This is a genomic window from Shewanella psychromarinicola (assembly GCF_003855155.1).
GTDB classification, from domain to species: domain Bacteria; phylum Pseudomonadota; class Gammaproteobacteria; order Enterobacterales; family Shewanellaceae; genus Shewanella; species Shewanella psychromarinicola.
The window spans coordinates 1132331-1156214 of the sequence record NZ_CP034073.1; the positions used below are offsets into that span (position 1 = coordinate 1132331).

Sequence of the window (23884 nt, forward strand, 5' to 3'; positions counted from 1 at the left end):
ACTCTCCTTGTTGTTGATAAAGCTTTAAAGCGTATTAGCGAAAATGCCGATAAACATCCTGAGATCCCCTTCAACAACCATCATTAACATAGCTTTATTTATTAATAATTTTAATAACCTACCAGCATATTTAAGTTAAATCAATCACCCTTTTGTGAGAATGTTCTTTATAGAAATAGGTACATTACGCCCCATAAATACGACTGCCGAAGAAGCCGCCTTTTATTCGTGTCACATGCTATGACAATAACGGTAATGGGATAATGTAAATTAACGGCACTATAAACTCGCGCAGAGTGGCAAAGGGATGACTTTTCATGATGAAGTGTGACTCAAACTGGGCAGCAACATAACGTGAAAAAAAATGAATAAGCGGTTTACTTAAGAGCACCCAGCAATATTTGCACCATTAATTGGGCATAAAAAAGCGGCTTATCTGGCAAGAATAAGCCGCAAATCTTTTACAGAGTAATATTACATTGCAGTGAAGTCGTCTAATAAAATAACCCCAAATGGCGCTCCGCCACCGACATTATCAACAGCTGCCACACCATATATACCCGAGGCTCCTAATGTGACTTCTAAAGGCCCAATTGCGACATCTTTAGTATTAGCCACAGTGACACTAATAGTATAAGTTCCAGGTGTTACGCTAATGCTCCCAGAAGAAACCTTAAATGGCACGTCCTCTAATACTGGTGTTGCATCAGAGATATCAGCAGATGAAGTAAGGTAAACGTCTACTTCTGGTGCAGAATAGGCAGCATGTGTCACAGTAAGCTTTGCCTCTGTCGCTACGCGACGAGTTTGTTCAACTAACACTAATGGCTCAATCATATTGCTGGTTAGTGATCCCACAGCCAAGGCGCTATAACTCATACCAATACCTAAGTCGACTGCAGCATTATCTATAACCACAACATCATTATCGGCATCCGCGGCAACGGTTACGGTGTGAGCACCTTGAGCAAGGTTGACATAACCCGTCACATCACCAAAAGACAGCATATCTACAGCTGGTGTAGTGGCGCCGTCAACAAACACATCAACAGCTGGCGCATCAGCAACGGCATGTACCACCCGTAAATCAGCGCCACTGTTTACGTCATTTAACACTAGCTGTGCTCCGGGTAGCGACACTTGCAATGCCACAGGTGAATCTCCAGACCATGTATTAGGAATGGCACTGATAAAGTAATCTTGCATATCGCCTAACGCAACAGAACCTGAGTCATACACAACCTCTTTCATTCCAGATGCAGTAATACGAATTTGATAATCGCTAGCGGGCACTTCAATCTGCGAGCTTACATCTAAATAGCTTGCCGATAACGTGGGAGCTGTAGCGCTTATATCTGCATCAGGAGCCGTAACATAAATATCAACAGTACCCACTAAAGGCGCGCCATGCAGCACTTGTACTCTGGCATAACCCGCAGCAATGTCCATGGTTGGGTTTTCAATTAATTTTAGACTCAAGGTGTTATCTGCAACAGAACCTAACGCAATGGCGGTATATTCCATGTCATCTTGTGCATCAAGTAATGCTTCTAACACAGTTAGCGTGGTGCCATCTGCCAACACAGCATCAACGTTAATGTCGTAGCTTGTTGCTGACACTTCGATTAAATCACTGGCCATCGCATAATCAACATTCGACAGCAATGCATTGCCATTAGCCACAACATTCACCAATGGAGCATCGCTGCCAGCATGAATAACGCGTATATATGACATTTCAGGCTCTACAAGCTCTACAACTGTTGCATCATCGTCGTCTGAGCAAGCTGTTAGACCAATTAAAGAAACACATAGTGCAAAAGGGTATATCCGTTTCATCTTAGAAATCCTCATTAGTAATATGACCGATTTCTATACGTGACAATCTTTTTTATAGTTCAAAAAAAACACAACAAAAATACAACACTTCCTGTTGGCTTTATATAAAAAAACTATAAGCATCTGATAAAAATGGAATAGTAATAAAAAAATAATTTAGTAGAGGGTACTTTATAGGATACGAAACCAGCAGAAAATAACCGAAAGGATAATGAGATTAATATATCTATCTTTGGCTTATTGTCAGATGCGTTAGTACGGGAATGATTAAGCTCCGGCAATGTATCATCGCACAACGAAACTCACCGATGATTAATATCACAAAAATTACAATCCTGTTTTACTTAAAAAAGGCCTAAAACCCCAGCCTTTTGAACGGGTGCATCAGCAAACCAACAATTATCCTATTAATAGCCCATTGCCAAAAGGTGATGTATTTAAAGATCTTGTGGGCAAAATTGAGTAGCGAAAAAGGGTTCTTGTTGAACACCCGGTGATATTTTAGCGTCGTACTGTAAGTAAATTGAAACCAAACTGATCTAGTTGTTTATACCATACGTAACAAATGTTGCACAAAAAACAGCCTCCCCCTCAAAGTGGTATAAATTCGAAAGGAATATAAAAATGTTAAAGAAATTTATTACAACACTCGCCCTTATTGTTGCCAGTTTATCATTCACCTCTGTTGCTTATGCCGAACATCATGGTATGAAAAAAGACATTGTCGATGTAGCAGCTGAAAATGGATCTTTCAATACGCTTGTTGCTGCAATCAAAGCAGCAGGACTTGTTGATACACTAAAAGGTGAAGGTCCATTTACGGTATTCGCACCGACAGATGAAGCTTTTGCTAAGTTAGCAGATGGGACCGTCGAGTCGCTACTGAAACCAGAAAACAAAGATAAACTTGCGACAATTTTAACATATCATGTTGTTGCAGGAAAAGTGATGGCTGCTGATGTCGTTAAACTAGACAGCGCATCAACAGTTCAGGGACAAATGGTTATCATTAAAGCAAAATACGGCAATGTAATGGTAAATAACGCAAAAGTTATCATGACAGACGTAAAGGCGAGCAACGGTGTGATCCACGTGATTGATACTGTACTACTGCCTAAGTAATTGATGTACCGACGGGGGTATTGGTTACCATCGGTGCCCCCTGACCTTCAACAGCATAATATTTTTTATAATACAGAGCCTAGGTAATCGATAGCCAATCTTTAGATAACATGTCGAGCATCGAAACAGTCGTCTGTTTTTTATATTGCCTTATTCAATATTTTCCAACTTATGACCATTGTTTAGATAAACCTCAAAGTATTGAATGAGCTTAATGATTTCTTTTCTAGTTAAACAACCTAGCGTGTTTCAACATGATTGCGATAGCTTTTATGGCCAGCTAAGTGCTCACATTGCGATCGACTTATTTGAAACTAAAAACGTAAACAACCAAAAACACCATTGATTTATTCGACCCCTGCACCCAACAAAAACAGCTTCCTAAGAAGCTGTTTTTCATTGCTATATGCGATTTAAATCAATTTAGAGGTTTATTCTACCGTGACTGATTTGGCTAAATTACGCGGCTGATCTACGTCAGTCCCTTTAATTAATGCCACATGGTATGACAATAACTGTAATGGGATGGTGTAGATTAACGGTGCCATAAATACATCGCAGTGTGGAACAGGGATGACTTTCATGGTGTCGTCTGACTCAAATTCTGCATCGACATCAGCAAACACATACATCAATCCACCACGGGCACGCACTTCTTCAACGTTTGATTTAAGCTTTTCGAGTAATTCATTGTTTGGCGCCACCACAATCACGGGCATATCGGCATCAATCAAGGCTAATGGGCCATGCTTTAGCTCGCCAGAAGCATAGGCTTCTGCGTGAATATACGAAATTTCTTTTAGCTTTAATGCACCTTCCATCGCAATGGGGTATTGATCGCCTCGGCCTAAGAATAAGGCATTCTGTTTATCGGCAAAGTCTTCAGCTAATTCTGCAATAGCATCATTTAAGCCAAGCGCTTGCTCCACTTTAGCAGGCATAGATAACAGGCTTTGCGTAATAGCCGCTTCCATGTCGCTAGACATACCATTATGACGACCAATCGCCGTGGTTAACATTAACAAACCGGCAAGTTGCACGGTAAAGGCTTTCGTTGATGCAACGCCAATTTCAGCGCCCGCTTTCATCATGTAAGCCATATCAGATTCACGTACTAATGATGAACCCGCTGAGTTACAAATGGTTAATGTGGCTTTATAGCCCATTTCTTTTGCCAGGCGCATTGCCGCTAAGGTATCTGCGGTTTCACCAGATTGTGAGATAGTCACTAACAAGCTATTTGGGAATAAGTGCGACTTGCGGTAACGAAATTCTGAGGCGATTTCGACGTTACACGATACTCCGGCCCAGTCTTCTAACCAGTAACGCGCTGCCATACCCGCATGATAACTGGTACCACAGGCAATAATTTGTACGTGCTTAATGTCTTTTAAAAATTCAGCTGCATTTTCGCCAAAAGCTGAATCTAATACCTTACCGCCGGCAATACGACCTTCTAAGGTGTGCGCAATGGCTGTAGGTTGCTCATAAATTTCTTTGAGCATGTAGTGACGATATTCACCTTTGTCACCCGCGTCATGGGTCACTTCAGATTCTTTCACTTCACGCTTAACGGCGTTGCCATTAACATCAAAAATATTCACTTCACGACGCGTTATTTCTGCTACGTCGCCTTCTTCTAAAAAGGCGAACGAGCGAGTGACGGGTAACAGTGCCAGTTGGTCTGAGGCGACAAAGTTTTCACCTAGGCCGTAACCTATCACTAACGGGCTACCGCTTCGAGCCACAACCATGCGATCACTGTCGCGGCGGTCGATAACAACAGTGCCATAGGCGCCTTCAAGTTGCTTAACGGTCGCTTGTACCGCTGCTAATAAATTAGTCGCTGTTTTTAATTCGTGGTGAACAAGATGACAAATCACTTCGGTGTCGGTGTCTGATGAAAATACGTAACCCAAACCTTTTAACATTTCGCGCAGTTTGTTGTGGTTTTCAATAATACCGTTATGTACAACAGCAACATCGCCTTCAGATAAATGTGGGTGTGCATTTCGCTCACTTGGTTCACCGTGGGTTGCCCAGCGAGTGTGGGCAATACCGGTGCCACCCGTTAATGGTGCGGCATCAAGTGCTGATGATAACTCCTGCACTTTACCCACGCGGCGAGTACGGCTTAATTCACCTTGATGAATCACAGCAACGCCCGCTGAGTCATAGCCACGGTATTCAAGACGGCGTAAACCTTCAACTAATATTTCAGCAACATCCCTTTGGGCCACGGCGCCTACGATTCCACACATGATATTTTCCTTTATTATTTCAATTTAATTTAATTAGCGAACGGCGCGAGTATCACCCTAACGCCATGGGCTGAAATGGTATCGACTGCATCTTGGGTGATGTTGTCATCGGTCACTAACACATTAATCACATCCCAAGGCAGCTCTAGATTGGGGATACGCCGACCAATTTTGGTCGATTCCAAAAGTACCACCACTTCACGCGACATTTCTGCCATCACTTTACTTAAGCCTGTTAACTCGTTAAACGTGGTGGTACCGCGATTAAGATCGATGCCGTCGGCACCGATAAACAGTTGGTCAAAGTTATATGATCGCAGCACTTGCTCTGCCACTTGGCCTTGAAAAGACTCAGAATGGGGATCCCACGTACCGCCGGTCATCAATAATGTCGGTTCATTTTCAAGTTCATGAACGGCATTGGCTAACTGTAATGAATTAGTCATCACCACTAAGCCACGTTTGTCATTGAGTTGCTGGACAATACCTGATGTGGTACTGCCGCTATCGATGATTATCCGGTTATGGTCGCGGATCAGCAGTGCGGCTTTGGCGGCTATCGCTTGTTTATTAAGAGACAGTTTTTCGCTGGCTATTTGGGTCATTTCTTGTGGCACTGACACCGCGCCGCCATAACGTCGTAATAATAGTCCATGGGTTTCAAGCATGGCCAAATCTTTACGAATAGTCACTTCTGAAGTGGCAAATAGATTCGCCAGCTCATCGACACTGACTTCGCCTTGCTCATTAACCAATTTAATGATCGAATGGCGACGTTGTTGGGTGTTACGTTTCGTCATTAAAATTAACTATCTTTCACATAAGTTTCGAAGCGAAAGGTATTTTAACAGCAAATGAAACTTTTTCTAGATCATATAGCCTAAATTTGAAATAAAAGTACAAAAAAGCCTCTTGAGTAAGTAGAGGCTTTTGATGATTAAGAAATGAAACTACTTTGAGTGGATAAAATCTTATTTCTGATTAGAACTTAGTTTCGACGGCAACACTGAAATTACGGTCTTGGCCGATTGTGACCATATTATACTGACCACCTTCAATATAATCGGTATCGAATAGATTTCTGACATTGGCACGAACACTGACGTCTTTGCCCATAATATCCATAGTATAAGCGGCACCAATATCAAAGCGGACATAACCGTCTTTGCTAATGCTGTTATCGGTATTAGCAAAACGCTCACCAACGTAGATAGCACCAAAATTAATTGCCAAACCTTCGGTCATTTCATAGCGAGTCCAGATGTTGGCTGACAATTCTGGAGCATCAACGGGTGTTTTACCTTCTCGCTCATCGCCAGTTTGATATTTGGCATTTAAGTACATCATTGAAGAGGTCATAAACCAGTTATCACTTAATTGACCTTGAGCGCCGACTTCAAATCCACGATGTTGCTGCTCACCGCCTTGGGTGGTGATATCAGTAAAGGAAGCTATTGGAGTCGGTAATGTCTCAGAGACAGTTATATTTTCAAGGGTGATATCAAATACCGCCGCCGTGAGTAACAAACTATCGTTAAACAGCTCCCATTTGGTGCCGACTTCATACTGAACACCATATTCAGGCTTTAAATCTAGCTTATCGTTTACATCAAACTGATTACTAACGGCACCTTGTGGGGTAAAGCTCTTTGAATAGTTAACGTAAATGTTGCCATTTTCCATCGGCGAGTAAATAATCCCAAATTTAGGTGATACCGCATAACTGTTCTGACCTAAGCCATCTTTCTTCTGTTCATCGTAACGCACTCCAGCGAGCAACTTCCATTGCTCACTTAATGTCATTAAATCCTGTAAATAGAAGCCGTAGTATTGGTATTCACTTGCAGTGCTTTTTGTACCAAGATGATAATCAATATCTGGCTGTATAAGGGGTTGTCCAGGCATAACCGTTTGAGGGGTACCCCGTACGATTTGTCTCTGATAGAAATAATCTAAATAGTTAGCGCCGATCAACAATTGATGTTGTATTGCCGCGAAATTAAACTCGCCAGTGAAATCGATATAAGCCGTTTTATGTTGCCAGTCGTCATAGCGATCAAATGGTTTAATATTGTAACCATTAGTAAAAGGGTCGGTTGTACGTTGCGGCGCAGAGTCGAAACGTTGACGATTAAATTGTTGATCGTTATATCCCCCTTTAACTTTCCACTTATCACTAATATACCAAGTCAGATCAGCACCTAGGTTAGAAATGGTATTATCGGTAAAAGCCCAAGGTGCATCCCAAACGGTTTTATTACTCCCAATAACATTACCTTGGGCATCTAACCAACCACCGGCATCAATACCGGCTTTATCTTGAGTGTGATCGTATTTAACCGATAACAATACATCATCAGTTAAATCAAATTCCATATTAAGATAACCTAACCAACGATCGCGCTGTTGATTTTCTTCGGTAGTGGAATATTCACGCCAGTATTGGGTGTCTTGCTTAACTAACACACCACGATAACGAATGCTTTGAGCGTCATTTAAACTCCCTCCAGCATCTATCTGTCCACGAGTAGAGCCGTAACCATCCGTGTCTAAACCGATATTAAGCATAGAGTCATAGGTCGGTTTTTTAGTCACCATATTGACTAAACCGCCAGGGCCAGATTGGCCATACAGCATACTAGAAGGGCCTTTCAATACTTCAACTTGTTGCAGCGTTTCAATAGGTTGTATGTAGTGAGACCATTGCTGGTGGCCATTAATAAGATAACCATTGCCCGAACTTAACTCAAAACCTCGAATACTGAAAACTTGGCGGTTCCAGCGTGTCGTCCCGGCTGTTACGCTCGAGTCGTTCACTAACACTTCGGCAAGGTTAGTGGCCAGTTGTTCGTCGGTAACAAAATAGGGGATCACATTGACTGATTGCGGAGTATCCATGAGGTCGATATCAGCACGCATAGCGCCAGATGCTGTACCGACTTTATAATCGTTAAAAGAACGACCGGTAACATTAATGCGCTCTATGTTTGCATCACTCGAGACCTCTGCCATCACAGGCATAGTCATTAATACCGAACCGACGGCCAAACCTATAACTGAATATTTATACACCATTGCCAACACCTCAATTAAACCTTTAACTTTAGAATTAACGGTAATATAAATGAGAAGCGTTTGTGTTTAAGGTTCTTTACACAAACTTACAATCTGTTGCGATATAGATCAAAACTATTTAAAACCAATAGATTGAAAACCACATATAGGTTAACTCAAGCTTAATTTATTTTTAATCAGTTATTTTCTATACAGAATAAATAAACAACAAAAATGTTAAAACAAAAAAACGGCATATAGCCGTTTTTTTGTATTCGTTTAAAACTTACTTTTTAATTTTTAACGGACGTTGCCAACCCGTAATATGGCGCTGCTTAACGCGGGTAATAACCAATTCATCTTCACCGACATCTTTAGTAATAGTAGAACCAGCACCAAGGGTGGCATTTTTACCAATAGTCACGGGGGCAATTAATTGGGTATCACTACCGACAAATACGCCATCTTCAATGGTGGTAATAAACTTATTGGCACCATCGTAATTACAGGTGATGGTACCGGCGCCAATGTTCACCCCAGCGCCTATTTGGGCATCACCTAAATAGGCTAAGTGGCCTGCTTTAGAGCCCTTACCTAACACGCTTTTTTTAATTTCAACGAAGTTACCAATGTGGGCATCTTCTTTAAGCTCTGCCCCAGGGCGTAAACGGGCAAAAGGTCCTGCACTCGCAGCGGGTCCAAGCTTGGCGCCTTCTACAATAGTATAGGGTTTAATTTCAGCATTATCGGCAATCTGGCAATCTATAAGAATCGCTCCTGCGCCAATAGTGACGTTATTACCCAAGGTGACTTTACCTTGGAATATCACATTGATATCAATCATCACATCCATACCTACGCTTACATCACCGCGAATATCGATACGATCAGGATCGCGCAAGTTAGCCCCTTCGAGCATCAGTTTTTCAGCAGCACGCGCTTGATAAGCTCGTTCTAATTGCGCTAGTTGTACGCGATTATTAGCGCCTTCAACTTCGATAGACGATTGCGGCTGTGAGGTAGTAATTTCAACGCCATCAGCTTTAGCCATGCCAATAATGTCGGTTAAGTAATATTCGCCTTGAGCATTGTTATTCGATAAACGCTTTAACCACGCTTTTAGCTGCTTACCGGGTACCGCCATGATGCCGGTGTTCACTTCGTTAATTTTTAGCTGTTCAGCGTTGGCATCTTTTTGTTCAATAATGCCGACTACGCTGCCATGCTCACGCACAATACGACCATAACCGCTAGGGTTAGGTAAATTAACCGTCAAAATAGCTAGGCCATTTACAGGGCGAGCAGCCAATAATGCTTCTAGGGTTGATTGCTGAATAAGCGGCACATCGCCATATAGGATCAAAACGGTATCGTGGTCATTAATGTTTGGGGTTGCTTGCGCGACCGCATGGCCGGTCCCCAGTTGTTCTGCTTGTAATACCCAGTTTAATGCTTGCTCACCTAATGCTATTTGTAACTTATCTGCGCCATAGCCATACACTAATTGAATTGCAGATGAGCCTAATGAATTAGCCGTATCTATCACGTGTTGCACCATACTTTTATGGGCAATAGGATGCAGCACTTTAGGCAGATCTGAGCGCATCCGAGTTCCTTTTCCTGCAGCTAAGATCACAACATTTAACGACATTAAGCATTCCTTTATTGAACCGATAGAGATTGGCTGACATTTTAACGGAATATCGCCAAAAGTAAAAATAGAGCGAGGGAATTTAACCCATAAAAAAGGCGACTCATAAGAGTCGCCTTTTAAGCGTCAAATAATCAGATTATCTGGTGATATTTTTCTTGATGGTTTCAACAACACGTAATTGAGCCAAAGATTTGGCCAATTCGATTACAGCAGCTTCGTAATTGAAGTCAGATCCAGCATTCGCAATTGCTTGCTCAGCATGTTCTTTAGCTTCTAAAGCCGCTTTCTCATCAATATCATCGGCACGTAATGCTACATCAGCAAGTACTGAAATTGCAGTAGGTTGTACTTCCAGTAAACCACCTGAAAGATACAACACTTCTACACTGCCATCTTGCATGATAAAGCGCGCCATACCAGGCTTAATTTTTGTTAGTAACGCAACATGGTTAGGCATAATACCTAACTCACCTTCAGCACCATTAACTTCAAAGAAGCTAACTTGGCCATGGAAGATGCTGCTTTCTGCACTAACAATATCAAGTTGGACTGTTTTGGCTGCCATCAAGTTCTCCTTAAAGAACTAAGCTTTACGGCCTAGTTATTTTTTTTTGTTCGCTTTTTCGACAGCTTCATCGATTGAGCCAACCATGTAGAACGCTTGCTCTGGAATGTGATCGAACTCGCCATCCAAGATACCCTTAAAGCCACGAATGGTGTCTTTTAGAGAAACGTACGTACCAGGAGAACCGGTGAAGACTTCTGCTACGAAGAAAGGTTGAGACAAGAAACGCTCAATCTTACGTGCTCGGAATACCATGGTTTTGTCATCATCTGACAATTCATCCATACCCAAGATAGCAATAATGTCTTTCAGCTCTTTATAACGCTGTAATACAGTTTGTACACCGTTTGCAACATCATAATGCTCTTGGCCAACAACCTGAGGATCTAACTGACGTGAAGTCGAATCCAATGGGTCAACCGCAGGGTAAATACCCAAAGAAGCAATTTGACGAGACAATACAACAGTCGCATCTAAGTGAGCGAAAGTTGTTGCTGGTGACGGATCAGTTAAGTCATCCGCAGGTACATATACTGCTTGTACAGAAGTAATCGAACCCGTCTTAGTTGAAGCGATGCGTTCTTGAAGAACACCCATCTCTTCAGCTAGTGTTGGCTGATAACCTACTGCAGAAGGCATACGACCTAATAGTGCAGATACTTCAGTACCGGCTAGGGTGTAACGATAAATATTGTCAACGAACAACAATACGTCACGACCTTCGTCACGGAACTTTTCAGCGATACTCAGGCCGGTTAACGCTACGCGTAAACGGTTTCCTGGAGGCTCGTTCATCTGACCATAAACCATGGCAACTTTGTCTAATACGCCTGAATCTTCCATCTCGTAGTAGAAGTCGTTACCCTCACGGGTACGCTCACCAACACCAGCGAAAACAGAAAGACCAGAGTGAGCTTTAGCGATGTTGTTAATCAGTTCCATCATGTTAACTGTTTTACCAACACCAGCACCACCGAACAGACCTACTTTACCGCCTTTAGCGAAAGGACAAACAAGGTCGATAACCTTGATACCCGTCTCTAATAGTTCAGTTGAAGTTGACTGATCTTCGTATGAAGGCGCAGCACGGTGAATAACATAACGTTCTTCTTCACCGATAGGACCCGCTTCATCGATAGGCTCGCCCAATACATTCATAATACGGCCAAGGGTCTTAAGCCCAACCGGAACATTAATTGGTGAACCTGAGTTTACTACCTCTAGACCACGACGCAGACCATCAGAAGAACCCATAGCGATGGTACGAACAACGCCACCACCTAGCTGCTGCTGAACTTCCAGCACCAAACCATTACATGGGCCTTCGCCAGTGATCTTCAGAGCGTCATATACTCGAGGTACAGAATCTTGTGGAAATTCTACGTCCACAACCGCGCCAATTACTTGGACAACAGTACCTGTGCTCATGATTAATCCTCTAAACTTGATTTCGTTACCTAAACCTAAACCGCTGCAGCGCCTGAGACAATTTCCGACAGTTCTTGCGTAATAGCAGCCTGACGGGCCTTGTTATAGACGAGTTGCAAATCATCGATCATTTCGCCAGCGTTATCTGTTGCCGCCTTCATTGCTACCATACGGGCAGCCTGTTCAGAGGCAATATTCTCAACAACACCTTGATACACTTGAGACTCTACATAACGAGTTAACAATACATCCAAAACTTCTTTTGGATCTGGCTCGTAAATATAATCCCAAGGATAATTAGCTACTTCTTCATCTGACTTAGGTAAAGGTAGCAGCTGTTCGATCACTGGTGTCTGGCTCATTGTATTAACAAACTTGTTAAACACAATGTACAGACGATCCAATTTACCTTCGTTGTAAGCTTTTAACATGACACGTACTGTGCCAATCAAATCAACAAGTTTGGGCGCATCGCCTAAACCTGATGCATGGGCGGATATTTCACCACCGAAGCTTTTAAAAAACTGAACAGAACGGGCACCAATTGGGCAAAACTCAAAATCTGCGCCCTGTTCCTTCCATTTTTTAACGTCTGACACAACCTGTTTAAATAAGTTGACGTTCAAACCACCACAAAGGCCACGGTCGGTCGCTACAACAATGTAACCAACCCGCTTGGCCTCTCTCACCTCTAAATAGGGGTGTTTATACTCGAGAGTACCTCGCGCTACGTGACCGATCACCTTACGCATATTTTCTGCATATGGACGGCTTGCTCTCATGCGTTCCTGCGCTTTGCGCATTTTGCTGGCAGCTACCATTTCCATAGCGGAAGTGATCTTCTGAGTATTTTTAATACTCGCGATCTTGGTTTTAATCTCTTTAGCGTTGGCCATCTCTACTCTCCAATCTGGGACCTGAGGTGCCTAATGACACCCCTTGTTCATTATTACCAGGTTTGGGTTTCAATGAACTTGTCTAAGCCTGCCTTTAACTCACCTTCGATATCAGCGTTATAATCGCCAGTAGCATTGATGGTATTAAATAGGTCAGCATGTTGACTGTTCATGTATGAAAGCAGAGCGGCCTCGAAGCGACCAATTTCATTTAAAGCAACACCTTTAAGGTAGCCTTTTTCAGCTGCGAAAATAGACACAGACTGTGCTGCAACGCTCATAGGAGCATATTGCTTTTGCTTCATTAATTCGGTTACACGCTCACCATGCTCAAGTTGAGCACGTGTTGCATCATCTAAATCAGATGCAAACTGTGAGAACGCAGCAAGCTCTCGATACTGTGCAAGAGCAGTACGAATACCACCTGACAGTTTCTTGATGATTTTAGTCTGCGCAGCACCACCAACACGAGAAACTGAAATACCTGGGTTAACAGCTGGACGTAAGCCCGAGTTAAACAAATCAGTTTCAAGGAAGATCTGACCATCTGTAATAGAAATTACGTTAGTCGGTACGAACGCTGATACATCACCAGCTTGGGTTTCAATAATAGGCAAAGCGGTTAACGAACCCGTTTGACCTGTTACTGCACCTTTAGTGAACTTTTCTACATAATTTACGTTTACGCGTGAAGCACGCTCTAGTAAACGAGAGTGTAGATAAAATACGTCACCTGGGTAGGCTTCACGTCCTGGTGGACGCTTCAATAGCAATGAAATTTGACGGTAAGCAACTGCTTGCTTAGACAAATCATCATATACGATTAAAGAATCTTCACCGCGGTCACGGAAGTATTCACCCATAGAACAACCAGAATATGGCGCTAAAAATTGCAGTGCTGCAGTTTCAGAAGCAGATGCAACAACTACGATAGTGTTAGCTAATGCGCCATGTTCTTCAAGCTTTCGCACTACGTTAGCAATGGTAGAAGCTTTCTGACCAATGGCAACATAGACACACTTAATGCCTGAATCTTTCTGGTTGATAATTGCATCGATTGCCATCGCTGTTTTACCAGTCTGACGGTCACCAATGATCAATTCACGTTGACCACGACCAATAGGGATCATGGCATCAACGGCTTTATAACCAGTTTGAATTGGTTGTGATACAGACTTACGTTCAATAACACCAGGGGCAATCACTTCAACAGGAGAGAAACCATCGTTTTCGATAGGTCCTTTACCGTCAATAGGCTCACCTAGAGTGTTAACAACGCGGCCAAGTAGACCACGACCCACTGGTACTTCAAGAATACGACCAGTGGTTCTAACTTTATCGCCTTCTGCTAAATTAGCATAAGGCCCCATCACTACGGCGCCGACAGAATCACGTTCTAAGTTCAACGCGATTGCAAAACAGCCACCAGGCAGTTCGATCATTTCACCCTGCATTACATCGGCAAGGCCGTTAATGCGAATGATGCCGTCACTTACTGCAACGATTGTACCTTCGTTGCGAGCTTCACTAACGACGTCGAACTGCTCGATCCGCTGCTTAATCAGATCGCTGATTTCAGTGGAATTCAGTTGCATGCTCAAACTCCCAATTACGACTGCAGCTTATCAGACAATCGCGATAATTTACCGCTTACCGAGCCATCAATGACTAGGTCGCCTGATTTAATAATAACACCGCCAATAAGCGATGCGTCGATGCTGCAATTCAGCTTAACTTTGCGTGCGAGACGTTTCTCTAGAGAAACACTAATTTGTTGCTGTTGCTCAGAGCTTAGCTCAGTAGCAGAAACCACATAGGCCTCAACTTCTTTTGCCCACTCATTACGGTATTCAGCAAAAAGTAGCGATACTGTTGACAGTATCCCTAAACGACCGTTTTCAGCCATTACCTTTATCAGATTTTGACCTTGCTCATTGACTTGTTCACCGCATACTTTAATAAACAGTGAAGCGAGTTCTGTACTCGCTAAAGTACCATTAAGCAGTGGCTTTATTGATTCGTTTTCACTTACCAATGAAGCGAAAGTTAACATTTCTGTCCAACTTTCTACTACTTTATGTTCAACAGCAAAATCAAAAGCTGCCTTTGCGTAAGGGCGAGCGATGGTGCTTAATTCAGCCATAACTCAACTCCCTTAATCAAATTTCAGCAACAAGTTTATTAACAATGTCACTGTGGGCTTCTGGATCAATCGCACGTTCAAGAATCTTCTCTGCACCAATGATGGCTAGAGAAGCAACTTGCTTACGCAAGTCATCTTTCAGGCGATTACGTTCGTTTTCAATTTCTGCTTGACCCTGAGCGATAATTTTCGCTCGCTCAGTTTGAGCTTCAGCTTTAGCTTCGTCAACGATTTGAGCCTTACGCTTATTAGCTTGCTCAATAATGTCGTTGGCAGTTACCTTTGCTTCTTTTAGATGCTCAGTAGCTTTAACTTGTGCTAACTCTAGATCTTTTGCTGCACGGCCGGCATCAGCCAGACCATCAGCAATTTTCTTCTGGCGTTCTTCGATGGCATTCATCAACGGCGGCCATACAAACTTCATGCAAAACCACACGAAGAGAATAAAGGCAACCGTCTGACCGAATAGGGTAGCGTTGAAATTCACAACAGCCTCCTAGTTAGATTAAAGACAGAAGCGTTAATTAAAGCATTGCACCCAATGGGTTAGTAAACAACATAAATAGCGCAATACCGACACCGATCATAGTCACCGCATCTAGTAGACCCGCTACGATGAACATTTTAACTTGTAACATAGGCGCCATTTCTGGCTGACGTGCTGCACCTTCCAAAAACTTTCCACCTAAAAGGCCGAAACCGATAGCTGTTCCTAATGCACCCATACCAATAAGTAGAGCAACAGCAATAGCCGTCATTCCTAATACAGTTTCCATATCTATCTCCAGTATTCTAAATCGTTGTTATTAATGATTTAGGTCAAAAAAATTTTCGGTTATTCTTAATGATCTTCATGAGCCATGCTTAAATAAACAATGGTCAACATCATGAAAATAAATGCTTGTAAGGTAATAATTAAAATATGGAAAATTAACCAACCTAGTTGTAAACCTACACCTAGAGCAGATAACGCCACGTTAGAACCGTACATCAATGCAATAAGAATAAAAATCAACTCACCAGCATACAAGTTACCAAATAGTCGAAGAGCCAATGAAATAGGCTTTGCAACAAGAGTAACTGTTTCTAATAAAAAGTTGACGGGTATCATTGCCCAATGGTTAAAAGGCTGAAGTGTTAATTCTTTTACAAAACCTGAAACACCTTTGACTTTAATGCTGTAATAAATAATCAGCACAAACACACCAATAGCTAAGCTGAAGGTGATGTTAACGTCGGTAGTCGGAACAACTTTTAGGTATGGCACACCCATTAAACTCGCTGCCCAAGGCAACCAATCTACAGGTATCATATCCATGAAGTTCATCATGAAAATCCACACAAAAACTGTCAAGGCTAAAGGTGCAATAACCGGATTGCGGCCGTGAAAAGTTTCTTTCACACTGCTATCAACGAACTCAACAATCATCTCGACAAAACATTGAAATTTGCCAGGAACGCCTGTTGTCGCTTTTTTGCCGGCACTGTAAAACAGCCATAAGAACAACACTCCAAGCCCAACCGAAAAGAACAACGAATCAATGTTCCAAGTCCAAAAGCCAGCCTTTTCACATGCATGGTTCATTGCTAGCCCATTATCGGTAGCACAAACTTGCAGGTTAGTAAGGTGATGTTGGATATAGCTTTGCTGTGTTAGCTCTTCACCAGTTGCAGCCATGATTCATCCCACTTAACTTTGCTTGAAATATAAAGGTGCTATCCAATGTACTACTAACGCTAACGAATAACAGGTAAAAAGTGGCATAAAACCGACTTTTAAATTGATAAACACTAACGAAAACAATGCAATGGTTAACAGCATCTTTACCGCTTCCCCCCAATAAAAGCTTTTAATCACTTTTACTGCTGAGCTTGCTCCACTATGAGAGAAAGCTAGGGTTGCGAATACAAAATTAGGAAGTACAGCAATTACACCACCTGCTAGTGCAGATAAGCCATGCAGTGCTCCCCACATAACGAAAAATAATATTGAAATAATACTCGCCACTGCCGCTTGTACCAGCACTAATTTATAGGCTGCTAACCTGCCACGACGCGCCAAAACATTACTCAACTTTATATCTCCGCATTAATACCTTTTGTGGTCCTAATGTTAAATTTAATATATTAAACTAGCCTTAAGATCCAAAAAGCCTGCAAAGTATACCTTTTCGCGCTTTGTTTGCAACGTTGATGATAGTAAAACAGCTATGTAATGCACTATTACGCACTTAATAATCAAAAACAAAAAACAGAGCTATGTCGCAAACTTACTAATGAAATTGGTTTAATCCACATTTCAACGAATTTTACTTAAAATCCCGTCTAATTCAGTAAGGTTCTGATAGTTTATAACAATTTTCCCTTTACCTTTGCTGCCATGATTAATGGCAACCTTGGCACCGAGTTTTTCAATTAACTCTTGCTCTAAGCGACTAACATCATGATCTTTAGCTGGTGTTTCGGCTTCTTTAGCAGGATTTAAGACTTTATTAACTAATCGTTCAGTTTCTCGAACAGTCATTTCTTTTGACGCGACTAATCGAGCTAAATTTGTCTGTTCATCACCCTCTACAGCCAATAATGCACGGGCATGGCCCATGTCGATGTCACCATTTTCTAACAAACGTTTAACAGGCTCGTTGAGGCTATTTAAGCGTAATAAATTAGACACGCTTGCACGAGACTTACCAACAGCATCGGCTACTTGTTGGTGGGTTAACTCAAACTCTTCAAGTAATCGTTGCAGTGCGATGGCTTCTTCCATTGCATTAAGATCTTCACGCTGAATATTCTCAATAAGGGCGATGGCGACAGCAGCATCATCTGCCACTTGCTTAACAATACAGGGGACTTTATCAAGTTTGGCTAATTGAGCGGCACGCCAGCGACGTTCACCGGCGATGATTTCATAGTTAGTTTCAGATATTTTACGGATAACAATCGGTTGGATTACACCTTGAGCACGAATCGATTCAGCCAACTCTTCTAACGCTTCTGATGACATATCTTTACGAGGTTGATATTTACCCGGCTGTAATAAATCAAGATCTAGGTGAATTAAATCACTTAATCTAGCTGATTGTTGCTGTTCTTCTGCTTGTTCGCTTTTAAGACTTGCGGCATTACTATGATTTAATAAGGCATCCAAGCCTTTACCTAAACCGCGTTTTTTTAAGGTCATTTTTATATCCTACGCTTGTTTGGGTTGAGTTTGCTGTTCTGCACGACGGATGATTTCACCTGCAAGGGCTAAATAGGCTTTGGCTCCAGCACTTGATTTGTCGTAATACATGGCAGGTGCACCAAAACTAGGTGCTTCAGCTAAACGAACATTTCTAGGTATGACGGTACGATACACTTTTTCACCAAAATGCTGCTTGAGTTGATCAGATACATCATTTGATAAACGATTGCGCGGATCATACATGGTGCGCAAAATACCTTCTATGCTCAACGTAGGGTTAACCATAGCACCGAGCTTAGTTATAGTATCAATTAACGCTGTTAAGCCTTCTAGGGCATAATATTCGCATTGCATTGGTACTAGAACCGAATCAGCGGCAGACATGGCGTTTACCGTTAGCATATTGAGCGATGGCGGGCAGTCTATAAAAATATAGTCATAATCATCTTTGATCGACGCTATTGCATTACGTAAACGGATCTCTCGAGCATAAAATTCCATCAATTTAATTTCTGCCGCGGTGACATCACTATTACCTGCGATCAAATCATATTTACCTACGGTATTTTTAATCACGATATCGGCAAACGGTTTTTCTTCGACTAATAATTCATAAGCGGTATTCTCGACTTCATATTTATCAACGCCACTGCCCATAGTCGCATTGCCTTGAGGATCTAAATCGATCAACAACACTTTACGCTTTGTGGCGGCAAGTGATGCGGCTAAATTAACGCAAGTTGTTGTTTTTCCAACGCCACCTTTTTGGTTGGCTACGGCAATTATTTTACCCACAATGTCATCCTGTCTTAAAATTATTGATGTCCGGTTAGCTTAATTAGCGAAAGAAATGCGTGTTATTGCTTGGCTATTTTTAATAAATGTCGCTGTTCATCTAACGTTGGAACATGCAATACAATAGTTTCTACCAACGAAAATCCTGCTGGTATCTGTTGTAATTCTTGCTGATTTAACTGGCCTTTTAACGCATAAAAAATGCCTTTTTCAGTCGGTAAATGGTGACACCAACTTAGCATATCTTGAATAGATGCAAATGCTCTGCTTAATACACCGTCAAATTTAATCTCTGGGTTATAAGCTTCAACACGACTTTCAACTGGAGTAATATTATTGATTTTTAGTTCGAACTGAACCTGTTTTTGAAAACGGAACCGTTTGCCTAAACTATCAAGCAATACAAACTGCTTATCTGGATTCATAATCGCTAATGGGATCCCAGGTAAACCAGGGCCGGTTCCTACATCGATAAAATGCTGTCCTTCAAGGTAAGGAGAAACCGTTAAGCTGTCCATAATATGGCGGATTAGCATTTGCTCAGGATCGCGAACGGAGGTGAGGTTATAAGCCTTATTCCATTTATCAAGCATTTCAACAAAACCTATTAATTGTTTTTGTTGTAATTCGGTGGCCGACATTTTAATTTCAGCTAAATAGGTTTTAAGTTGGGCAGATAACACAGAAAGCCTCGTAGGTTGCATGATAACGACGGCAGTTATTATGAAGCCGTAAAAGCACTAAGGGAAGCCTTATGGCTTCCCTTGTGTTATTGAGTTGAAAAAATTACAACATTTATGCGATTTTGCGCAATAAACCTCGTTTTTTCAAATGCACTAGCAAAATAGAGATTGCTGCAGGTGTAATTCCTGGGATCCTTGATGCTTGTCCAACGGTATCGGGTTTATGGTTATTGAGTTTTGCGATCACTTCATTTGACAGGCCTGGTACTTGTTGATAATCCAAATCAAGTGGCAATAACGAGTTTTCATGACGAATAGCTTTATCAATTTCATCTTGCTGACGCTGAATATAACCCGAGTATTTAACTTGAATTTGTACTTGCTCAGCCGCTTGCGGATCATCAAGACCAGGACCAAAACCCTCTAATGACATTAGCTTCGCATAATCCATTTCTGGACGACGTAGTAAATCTTCAAATGATGCTTCACGAGAAATAGGCGCATTTAATTCTGGATTAAGTACGCCTAATAAAGGTGAATTAGTATGAACCCATTGGCTACGTAAACGCTGAAGTTCCAATTCGATCGATTCTCTTTTTTCTATAAATAATTTCCAGCGATTGTCATCAACTAATCCAAGTTCACGGCCTTTTTCTGTTAAGCGTAAATCGGCATTGTCTTCGCGAAGCAATAAACGGTATTCCGCACGACTGGTAAACATGCGGTAGGGTTCTTTGGTTCCTAAGGTTGATAAATCATCAACAAGTACGCCAAGGTAAGCTTCATCACGACGAGGACACCAAGCCGTTTTGCCTTGAACTTGCAGTGATGCATTCATCCCAGCAAGTAAACCTTGTGCTCCGGCTTCTTCGTAACCTGTAGTGCCGTTAATTTGACCGGCGAAAAAGAGTCCTTCAATGGCTTTGGTTTCTAATGAGTTTTTAAGATCTCGTGGATCAAAATAATCATATTCAATGGCATAACCTGGCCGAATAATTTCAGCGTTTTCCATGCCTTTAATCGAACGTACTAAATTTAGCTGTACATCAAATGGTAAGCTGGTTGAGATACCGTTTGGGTAGATCTCATTGGTGCTTAGCCCTTCTGGCTCAATAAATATTTGATGTGACGATTTGTCTGCAAAACGGTGGATCTTGTCTTCGATAGATGGGCAATAACGTGGCCCAACACCTTCTATCACGCCAGAATACATCGGACTTCTATCAAGTCCTCCACGAATTATCTCGTGGGTATTTTCATTGGTATGAGTAATAAAACATGAAACTTGTCTTGGATGCTGGCTGACATTACCCGTAAATGACATTACAGGTAACGGTGTATCACCTTTTTGTTCGGTCATTTGTGAAAAATCAATGGTGTTTGCATCAATGCGTGGTGGTGTACCGGTTTTCAAGCGGCCAACACGGATATTTAATTCGCGTAAGCGATTAGCCAATGCAATCGCGGGTGGATCACCGGCTCTGCCACCGCTATAATTTTGCAGTCCAATGTGAATTTTACCGCTTAAAAAAGTGCCCGTGGTTAGCACTATTGCAGGTGCTTCGAAAGCTAAGCCCATTTGAGTTACTACACCAACAACTTTATCATTTTCAACAACGAGGTCATCAACAGCCTGTTGGAAAATACGTAAATTAACTTGGTTTTGTAAAATAAGTTGGATTTTTTGACGATACAGCGCTCTGTCTGCTTGGGCTCGTGTTGCACGAACTGCTGGCCCTTTGCTTGAATTTAATGTTCTAAATTGGATACCAGCAAAGTCTGTTGCCGTTGCCATTGCCCCACCCAATGCATCTATTTCTTTCACTAAATGGCCTTTACCAATGCCACCGATAGCTGGATTACAAGACATTTGGCCAAGCGTGTCGATGTTATGAGTTAACAATAATGTTTTTGAGCCCATTCTTGCCGCTGCAAGTGCTGCTTCAGTTCCGGCATGACCACCACCAACAACAATTACATCAAACCGTTCATGAAAATGCATTATCTGACCTTTGATTGCTAAGTAAGTTAAATTTGAATCTACCCTTTTTTCGATTGGATCATTTTAGCACTTGCTTGTCTGAACGTGAACGATCATTTTTCACTGATTGATCAAGATGGCGTTTGCTTAATAGATCTTAAGATCTTTATATAGATCTTTTTATTATACTTATTATTAGGATCGGACTTTTCTGTTGATAACTTTTATTTTTCTTTATAATCATATAGTAATGCAAAACCTAACCTGTTATTTGATCGCGATCAAACTCAAGATAACATGGGGACAGATCGGGGGGTTATCCACAAGGGTGATCATTGAGCGGATCGGACCGTGAATAGTACAGAGTTATGATCGCTAAAAATAATAGCTTATCCACAAAGTTATACTAAAAAAGAGTATATTGTGGATAAGTGTAATCTAATCTGTGAATGGATCATTATTTATTCAGGATATGATCGCGTTTACTGACATTTAGATAAGATGTTGCCATTGCAATAACCACGCTAGAGCGGGTTCTTCCGGTATTGGATCTTGTTGTACATCGATTTGGATCTTATCCACAATAGCTTTAGATCCATTTTGTAAAAGCAGTTCGGTGATCATTTCAGGTCCTTGGCAGAAAGTATCGTAGCTTGAGTCCCCTATTGCACACAAAGCGAACTGGATATGGCTAAGATCGGGCATTTCGATCATTAATTGTTTATAAAAAGGAACGATATTATCAGGTAGATCGCCTGCTCCATGAGTAGAACTGACAATGATCCACAGTGAAAAATCACCTAATTCATCGATATTTGGCTCTATAAATACCTCTGTTTGGTGATTTAACTCAGCAAGTTGAGCTGCCATTTCATCGGCAACATACTCTGAACCCCCTAATGTTGTGCCTACTAATAATGCGATTTTTGCCATTTTAACTCCGAATGATTAATTATATTTGTCCATTATACGCCCATTTTTCATTACCCTGTGTGGCTAACCTCAGTCGTGTATTAGGCTGAATGTAACCATAAAACAACCGGTTTAAATGACTCTTGCTGAAGAAACACGACAGATAGCTGAGTTTGCATGGGGGTCTGAGAGGGTGATGTTATGGGTTGATGACTTATTCTGGCTTATTTACTTTCGATTTGTCCCCTTTAGCTACATAGATCACCCTATTAATGTCGTTAGAGGTCCATATCCTGATGATCGCGCCAAGCATAATATACTCATGCGTGGCGTTTTTCAGGGCCATGAGCGGTACCGTGGGAATGACCTATGTTGCAGTGGCTAATATGTTTGGGGCGGCAAGGGGCTATTTTCGGTTGGGAATTAATCATTAATATATTGATTAATAATAAAAAACGAGCTATCTAGGCTCGTTTTATTATCTGCTTATAGACTTTATAACCGTGCTAGGTGTTTTGCATGAAAACGCAGATGGTCTTCTATAAACGTTGCGATAAAATAATAGCTGTGGTCATAGCCTGGTTGCATTCTTAGCTCAAGCGGATAACCTTTGGCTTTAGCCACTTGTACTAAGGCTTGTGGTTTGAGTTGCTCGTCTAAAAAATTGTCGTTGCTGCCTTGGTCCACTAGCGCGGGGACAAAGTGTTGACTATGGTTCATTAACTCACAACTGTCATATTGAGCCCATTGCTTTTGATCATCCCCCAAATAACCGCGAAAGGCTTTGATCCCCCAAGGGCAGTCTATTGGATGACAAACAGGGCTAAACGCTGACACACTTTGGTATCGCTGTGGATTTTTTAAGGCGATGGTTAATGCACCATGACCCCCCATCGAATGGCCACTGATACTGCGCTGTGTTGTTACCGGAAAGTGGGCTTCAATCAATGCTGGCAGTTCGTTCACTACATAATCATACATTTGATAATGCTGCTTAAATGGTGGTTTTGTGGCATTAAGATAAAATCCTGCCCCTAAGCCAAAGTCATATGCGCCGTCTTTATCATCTGCGACACCTTCCCCTCGCGGGCTGGTATCGGGTGCCACAATTGCTATTCCTAGTTCGGCAGCGATGCGCTGTGCGCCCGCTTTTTGCATAAAGTTTTCATCAGTACAGGTGAGCCCTGACAACCAATATAACACCGGTACTTTTTGGCTTTCTGCTTGTGGCGGTAAGTAAATGGCAAAGCGCATAGTGCAATTAAGTGCGCTTGATTGATGACTATATTGTTTATGCCAACCACCAAATGCTTTGGTACTGCTGATACTTTCAATGGTCATTAAGTGTCCTTATTTGTCAGCAA

General features: G+C 41.8%; 21 protein-coding genes. 1 reads left to right on the plus strand and 20 read right to left on the minus strand.

Annotated elements, in window-relative coordinates; translation table 11 throughout:
- Positions 1-474: 474 nt before the first annotated feature.
- A complete protein-coding gene (locus tag EGC80_RS04810) occupies positions 475-1839 on the minus strand; it encodes a DUF4397 domain-containing protein (RefSeq protein WP_164839423.1) in 1365 nt (454 codons plus the stop codon).
- A gap of 624 nt (positions 1840-2463) precedes the next feature.
- Between EGC80_RS04810 and EGC80_RS04815 the strand changes: the two genes are divergently transcribed.
- Positions 2464-2961, plus strand: coding sequence for a fasciclin domain-containing protein (locus EGC80_RS04815; RefSeq protein WP_124012908.1), 498 nt, complete (start codon positions 2464-2466; stop codon positions 2959-2961).
- Positions 2962-3392: 431 nt separating this feature from the next.
- Here the strand turns inward: EGC80_RS04815 and glmS are convergent, their stop codons facing one another.
- The 19 genes from glmS to fghA all read right to left on the minus strand — a co-directional run bounded on the left by glmS (position 3393) and on the right by fghA (position 23861).
- The gene (gene glmS / locus EGC80_RS04820) at positions 3393-5222 is read right to left on the minus strand and encodes a glutamine--fructose-6-phosphate transaminase (isomerizing) (RefSeq protein WP_101033424.1); all 1830 of its coding nucleotides are present in this window, start codon (positions 5220-5222) and stop codon (positions 3393-3395) included.
- 29 nt (positions 5223-5251) lie between these two features.
- A complete protein-coding gene (locus EGC80_RS04825) occupies positions 5252-6022 on the minus strand; it encodes a DeoR/GlpR family DNA-binding transcription regulator (RefSeq protein WP_124012909.1) in 771 nt (256 codons plus the stop codon).
- A 181-nt stretch (positions 6023-6203) separates the two neighbouring features.
- A complete protein-coding gene (locus EGC80_RS04830; RefSeq protein ID WP_124012910.1) occupies positions 6204-8297 on the minus strand; it encodes a TonB-dependent receptor in 2094 nt (697 codons plus the stop codon).
- 265 nt (positions 8298-8562) lie between these two features.
- Positions 8563-9927: a bifunctional UDP-N-acetylglucosamine diphosphorylase/glucosamine-1-phosphate N-acetyltransferase GlmU gene (gene glmU, locus EGC80_RS04835; RefSeq protein ID WP_124012911.1), complete on the minus strand. Its 1365-nt coding sequence runs from the start codon at positions 9925-9927 to the stop codon at positions 8563-8565.
- A gap of 139 nt (positions 9928-10066) precedes the next feature.
- Positions 10067-10495, minus strand: a complete 429-nt coding sequence (locus tag EGC80_RS04840) for a F0F1 ATP synthase subunit epsilon (protein ID WP_101033428.1) — start codon at positions 10493-10495, stop codon at positions 10067-10069.
- A 36-nt stretch (positions 10496-10531) separates the two neighbouring features.
- Positions 10532-11923, minus strand: a complete 1392-nt coding sequence (atpD, locus tag EGC80_RS04845; RefSeq protein ID WP_101033429.1) for a F0F1 ATP synthase subunit beta — start codon at positions 11921-11923, stop codon at positions 10532-10534.
- Between the two features lie 35 nt (positions 11924-11958).
- Positions 11959-12819 carry a F0F1 ATP synthase subunit gamma gene (gene atpG, locus EGC80_RS04850; RefSeq protein ID WP_101033430.1) on the minus strand — a complete coding sequence of 287 codons (861 nt, stop codon included), beginning with the start codon at positions 12817-12819 and terminating at the stop codon, positions 11959-11961.
- 53 nt (positions 12820-12872) lie between these two features.
- The gene (atpA, locus tag EGC80_RS04855; RefSeq protein ID WP_101033431.1) at positions 12873-14414 is read right to left on the minus strand and encodes a F0F1 ATP synthase subunit alpha; all 1542 of its coding nucleotides are present in this window, start codon (positions 14412-14414) and stop codon (positions 12873-12875) included.
- A 14-nt stretch (positions 14415-14428) separates the two neighbouring features.
- The gene (atpH, locus tag EGC80_RS04860) at positions 14429-14962 is read right to left on the minus strand and encodes a F0F1 ATP synthase subunit delta (protein WP_101033432.1); all 534 of its coding nucleotides are present in this window, start codon (positions 14960-14962) and stop codon (positions 14429-14431) included.
- A 16-nt stretch (positions 14963-14978) separates the two neighbouring features.
- Positions 14979-15449, minus strand: a complete 471-nt coding sequence (atpF, locus tag EGC80_RS04865; RefSeq protein WP_124012912.1) for a F0F1 ATP synthase subunit B — start codon at positions 15447-15449, stop codon at positions 14979-14981.
- A gap of 37 nt (positions 15450-15486) precedes the next feature.
- On the minus strand, positions 15487-15738 hold the full coding sequence (gene atpE / locus EGC80_RS04870; RefSeq protein WP_011639455.1) for a F0F1 ATP synthase subunit C: 252 nt from the start codon (positions 15736-15738) through the stop codon (positions 15487-15489).
- A gap of 65 nt (positions 15739-15803) precedes the next feature.
- Positions 15804-16640 (minus strand): F0F1 ATP synthase subunit A, encoded by an 837-nt coding sequence (gene atpB / locus EGC80_RS04875; RefSeq protein WP_101033434.1) that lies wholly within the window; start codon positions 16638-16640, stop codon positions 15804-15806.
- A 12-nt stretch (positions 16641-16652) separates the two neighbouring features.
- The gene (locus EGC80_RS04880) at positions 16653-17036 is read right to left on the minus strand and encodes an ATP synthase subunit I (protein ID WP_101033435.1); all 384 of its coding nucleotides are present in this window, start codon (positions 17034-17036) and stop codon (positions 16653-16655) included.
- A gap of 225 nt (positions 17037-17261) precedes the next feature.
- On the minus strand, positions 17262-18146 hold the full coding sequence (locus tag EGC80_RS04885) for a ParB/RepB/Spo0J family partition protein (protein ID WP_101033436.1): 885 nt from the start codon (positions 18144-18146) through the stop codon (positions 17262-17264).
- 9 nt (positions 18147-18155) lie between these two features.
- On the minus strand, positions 18156-18944 hold the full coding sequence (locus EGC80_RS04890; RefSeq protein WP_124012913.1) for a ParA family protein: 789 nt from the start codon (positions 18942-18944) through the stop codon (positions 18156-18158).
- 62 nt (positions 18945-19006) lie between these two features.
- Positions 19007-19627 carry a 16S rRNA (guanine(527)-N(7))-methyltransferase RsmG gene (gene rsmG, locus EGC80_RS04895; RefSeq protein WP_124012914.1) on the minus strand — a complete coding sequence of 207 codons (621 nt, stop codon included), beginning with the start codon at positions 19625-19627 and terminating at the stop codon, positions 19007-19009.
- A gap of 112 nt (positions 19628-19739) precedes the next feature.
- Entirely contained in the window at positions 19740-21629 is a 1890-nt protein-coding gene (gene mnmG, locus EGC80_RS04900; RefSeq protein WP_124012915.1) for a tRNA uridine-5-carboxymethylaminomethyl(34) synthesis enzyme MnmG, read from the minus strand.
- A gap of 471 nt (positions 21630-22100) precedes the next feature.
- Positions 22101-22541, minus strand: a complete 441-nt coding sequence (gene mioC / locus EGC80_RS04905) for an FMN-binding protein MioC (RefSeq protein ID WP_101033440.1) — start codon at positions 22539-22541, stop codon at positions 22101-22103.
- Positions 22542-23015: 474 nt separating this feature from the next.
- A complete protein-coding gene (gene fghA / locus EGC80_RS04910) occupies positions 23016-23861 on the minus strand; it encodes an S-formylglutathione hydrolase (protein ID WP_124012916.1) in 846 nt (281 codons plus the stop codon).
- Positions 23862-23884: the final 23 nt, after the last annotated feature.

Coding starts and splice junctions, on each gene's coding strand:
- mnmG (WP_124012915.1), bottom strand. CDS start 21,629: ATGCATTTTCATGAACGGTTTGATGTAATTGTTGTTGGTGGTGGTCAT.
- atpD (WP_101033429.1), bottom strand. CDS start 11,923: ATGAGCACAGGTACTGTTGTCCAAGTAATTGGCGCGGTTGTGGACGTA.
- glmU (WP_124012911.1), bottom strand. CDS start 9,927: ATGTCGTTAAATGTTGTGATCTTAGCTGCAGGAAAAGGAACTCGGATG.
- EGC80_RS04885 (WP_101033436.1), bottom strand. CDS start 18,146: ATGACCTTAAAAAAACGCGGTTTAGGTAAAGGCTTGGATGCCTTATTA.
- EGC80_RS04815 (WP_124012908.1), top strand. CDS start 2,464: ATGTTAAAGAAATTTATTACAACACTCGCCCTTATTGTTGCCAGTTTA.
- EGC80_RS04840 (WP_101033428.1), bottom strand. CDS start 10,495: ATGGCAGCCAAAACAGTCCAACTTGATATTGTTAGTGCAGAAAGCAGC.
- atpG (WP_101033430.1), bottom strand. CDS start 12,819: ATGGCCAACGCTAAAGAGATTAAAACCAAGATCGCGAGTATTAAAAAT.
- EGC80_RS04810 (WP_164839423.1), bottom strand. CDS start 1,839: ATGAAACGGATATACCCTTTTGCACTATGTGTTTCTTTAATTGGTCTA.
- atpB (WP_101033434.1), bottom strand. CDS start 16,640: ATGGCTGCAACTGGTGAAGAGCTAACACAGCAAAGCTATATCCAACAT.
- glmS (WP_101033424.1), bottom strand. CDS start 5,222: ATGTGTGGAATCGTAGGCGCCGTGGCCCAAAGGGATGTTGCTGAAATA.
- atpA (WP_101033431.1), bottom strand. CDS start 14,414: ATGCAACTGAATTCCACTGAAATCAGCGATCTGATTAAGCAGCGGATC.
- atpE (WP_011639455.1), bottom strand. CDS start 15,738: ATGGAAACTGTATTAGGAATGACGGCTATTGCTGTTGCTCTACTTATT.
- atpH (WP_101033432.1), bottom strand. CDS start 14,962: ATGGCTGAATTAAGCACCATCGCTCGCCCTTACGCAAAGGCAGCTTTT.
- EGC80_RS04830 (WP_124012910.1), bottom strand. CDS start 8,297: ATGGTGTATAAATATTCAGTTATAGGTTTGGCCGTCGGTTCGGTATTA.
- fghA (WP_124012916.1), bottom strand. CDS start 23,861: ATGACCATTGAAAGTATCAGCAGTACCAAAGCATTTGGTGGTTGGCAT.
- EGC80_RS04825 (WP_124012909.1), bottom strand. CDS start 6,022: ATGACGAAACGTAACACCCAACAACGTCGCCATTCGATCATTAAATTG.
- mioC (WP_101033440.1), bottom strand. CDS start 22,541: ATGGCAAAAATCGCATTATTAGTAGGCACAACATTAGGGGGTTCAGAG.